This window comes from Bacillus sp. S4, from assembly GCF_040838205.1.
Classification (GTDB): Bacteria; Bacillota; Bacilli; order Bacillales; family Bacillaceae_G; genus Bacillus_A; species Bacillus_A cereus_U.
On sequence record NZ_JBFPJI010000377.1, the window covers coordinates 1 to 2,937 of the forward strand.

Here is a 2,937-nt window from a genome sequence, read left to right on the forward strand (position 1 = left end):
GTACCATACGGACGCATTCTATCTCGGGTATCAAAATATGAATAAAACATTATTATTCAACTCACTTCCATATAAGTTATTACAAAGTATGTTATGATTCTTAATTTCAGTGAGTGTTAAAAACTAGTCCACTAGCTTTTATTCAAATAGCGTTTTTGCTCACCTTCCTTCTTTTGATCCCCACTTTTTTCAAAATATTCAGACGACACTTTGCATTCAAGGCCAATCTTCTCACCGACAATCAATCGGTCTACATTTGCAATCATCCACGGGTATTCAGGATGCTGCAGGATTGCATTTCTGCGTTGTACCTTTAAATTCGTACGCTTGGAAAATTCTTTTGCAACTACCTCTTCCAAAACGTTTCCGAAATATGCCGTTCACTTTGTAAATCTTCCTTTTCAATCGCTTGTGTTTTTTCAAAGAGTACTTGAACTGCTGATTTTCATTAATTTAAACCTGCGATTGCAGAAACATCTGAGCCACCAATAGCTTGCAACCACTGAGCGTGGTCCATGTTTAGTGTGTTAACCAATACTTTTGCTTGCATGTTCTATTCACTCACCTTCCATATTATACTGATACCAACATATATTTTTTTATGAGGACTCATTGCCGTGAGTCCTTTTTTATTGCCCAAAATACTTTTGTAACAATTCCAATGCTTCATTAATGCTCCCATTCACACCCTCAGGTTCCGCGCCTTCTGGATATTCCTGTGAAATCATTACCGCTCGACTGATGGCATCTTGTAACTTTTCGGCATCGATAGACGTTGTCATGATACCTTCTTGCTCCTGTGGATCAGCTTTACCATGGCCATTGTGCATGGACATCTGGTTTTCTAGCATCTAGCTCGCCTTCTTAAAAAATGCAGGATTTTCCTTTCTATTATCGAATTAGTAATGTTTGGAAAGGGGGTGTAATATGGCAGAAATTAAAGTAGGACTTACACAATTTTTAGACTTCACACTGAAAAGTAGTGCAGCTAAAACAAACTTTGTAAAAAATCTAAAATCTCAACCTGAATACCAACCAGCTTTTGATTACTGGAAACAATTACGAGACACTGTTATTAAATTTCATCAAAATGAACTACCTTTTGAATGTTTCGAAACATTAGTACAAACGGTTGATCAAAGGAAAAAGCAAAACTATATCGATGTCATAAAGCAGTACAAAAAATTTATTAAAAACAACGACGTCTCTTGGTTCGGTCCAGGTAAATCACATTGGATATCAGATGATTTAATCGTCCGCTCATCACCTGAACTCGGTTTGCTCATTAATGATGAGCCGCATCTTATCAAACTGTTTTTCAAAGGAAAGAAAGAGCGAATTGATAAATACAACATCAACTCAACGCTGACATTATTAAACGAATCAACATTTTCAAATGAACATAACGATGTGAATTATACGGTTCTTAACATCCAAAAGAACAGAATGTATACGAATAACTCTATTAATAATGATCATTTAATAGCACTTGAATCAGAAGCTAACCAGCTTTGTTTATATGGAATAAGATGTAAAGGGTACTATTCATCGCTTTCAATACCTTGTTCATGCATAATTTGGGCACAATTTTCACAAATCCAATCAGTTTCGTTTAATTGAAGCTCACCTTCTTGTTCCTCATAAACAATGCAGGGTGGGCGTTTTTTTCGAAAATAGTTTCTTTAACCATTTCCGCATCCTAACTCACCTCCTCCGAAAGAGTGATATAATGAGCTCTTTCCACTAAATCAGCGTTAACCCCCTAGTTTTTTAATCGATGAAGAAGTTCTTCGTTTTTTAGAACATGCAAAAGAAAACCATTATTATATCGCTTATCTTCTTGCTATTACATGTGGAATGCGTAAAGGTGAAATCTTAGGTCTACAATGGAAAGATATTGATTTTGAGAGACGAACGTTATCTGTTAACCGTTCCCTCTCTCACATTACAAAGGGATTCCATGAACTAAAAACCTCTTCAGGAAAGAGATTGCTGATTTTGCCTGACATTACTTTAATGGCACTAAATGACCATCTGCAAAAAATCTCTGAGGGAAAAAGAGCGATATGGTGAAGGCTATAATGACTGCGATTTGGTCTGCCGTTTCAGAAGTTTGACACAGCTCTGGAAAAAGCTTATAAAGAAAAGTGAGGTTCCTGATATTCGGTTCCATGATCTGAGGCATACTCATGCAACATTAATGTTGAAACAAGGTATACATCCGAAGATTGTAAGTGAACGATTAGGACATAAAAGAGTAGGTATCACACTGGACACCTACTCACATGTTGTACCAGGACTTCAGGAAACTGCGGTGGATCAATTTGCAAAAGAATTATTCGGAAAGAAGAACTTTCGTTAGAAGTTTTCTTTTCTTGGCAAAAACGCCGCCTAAATAACCCAAAATATTATAAGTGAAAAAGGAGCAACAAAACATGAGAGAAATCAAGTCTGACAAAGAATTCAAAGACATCATCGCAAGCGAGGAGCCAGTAGTTGTTAAGTTCTTTACTACATGGTGCCCAGATTGCGTGCGCATGGACAACTTTATCGGAGATGTAATGGAAGAGTTCAATAAGTTTGAATGGTATTCTATTAATAAAGATGAGTTCCCAAGTATTGCTGAAGAGTATCAAGTAATGGGTATTCCAAGCCTACTTGTATATCAAAATGGCGAAAAGTTAGGTCACTTACATAGTGCAAATGCAAAAACGGAAGAGCAAGTTACTGAGTTTTTAGAAGCATACTAAGAAACGAAAAACCTCTGAAAAATCATCAGAGGTTTTTTTCGTTTTCAAATTGGTCTTTGCCTTTGTCTCTTTCTGGAAAGTGAATATTATAATGCTTTCTCCTCTTCTTATTGAAGAATTTTTTTATCATTTCTTATATATTACTCACACGGGGAATTACAAAGAGTCATTTTGTGAAAAATATATA

3 protein-coding genes and 2 pseudogenes are annotated in these 2,937 nt (G+C 36.1%); 3 read left to right on the plus strand and 2 right to left on the minus strand.

Features of this window, described 5'->3' with window-relative positions; all coding sequences use genetic code 11:
- Window positions 1-131: 131 nt before the first annotated feature.
- Both AB3X48_RS20360 and AB3X48_RS20365 read right to left on the minus strand, forming a co-directional pair.
- Complete coding sequence (locus AB3X48_RS20360) at window positions 132-359, minus strand: YqaJ viral recombinase family protein (RefSeq protein ID WP_246907652.1); 228 nt, start codon at window positions 357-359, stop codon at window positions 132-134.
- Between the two features lie 270 nt (window positions 360-629).
- Window positions 630-851, minus strand: coding sequence for a hypothetical protein (locus AB3X48_RS20365; RefSeq protein WP_016104765.1), 222 nt, complete (start codon window positions 849-851; stop codon window positions 630-632).
- Window positions 852-927: 76 nt separating this feature from the next.
- Between AB3X48_RS20365 and AB3X48_RS20370 the strand changes: the two are divergent.
- The 3 genes and pseudogenes from AB3X48_RS20370 to AB3X48_RS20385 all read left to right on the plus strand — a co-directional run bounded on the left by AB3X48_RS20370 (window position 928) and on the right by AB3X48_RS20385 (window position 2,750).
- Window positions 928-1,535, plus strand: a pseudogene (locus AB3X48_RS20370) (hypothetical protein).
- Between the two features lie 292 nt (window positions 1,536-1,827).
- Window positions 1,828-2,362 (plus strand): annotated as a pseudogene (locus AB3X48_RS20380) (site-specific integrase).
- Between the two features lie 73 nt (window positions 2,363-2,435).
- Window positions 2,436-2,750 (plus strand): thioredoxin family protein, encoded by a 315-nt coding sequence (locus AB3X48_RS20385; RefSeq protein ID WP_001206934.1) that lies wholly within the window; start codon window positions 2,436-2,438, stop codon window positions 2,748-2,750.
- Window positions 2,751-2,937: the final 187 nt, after the last annotated feature.

Bases quoted from the DNA above. Each gene is read 5' to 3' on its own strand.
- AB3X48_RS20365 (WP_016104765.1), bottom strand. From the start codon at position 851: ATGCTAGAAAACCAGATGTCCATGCACAATGGCCATGGTAAAGCTGAT.
- AB3X48_RS20385 (WP_001206934.1), top strand. From the start codon at position 2,436: ATGAGAGAAATCAAGTCTGACAAAGAATTCAAAGACATCATCGCAAGC.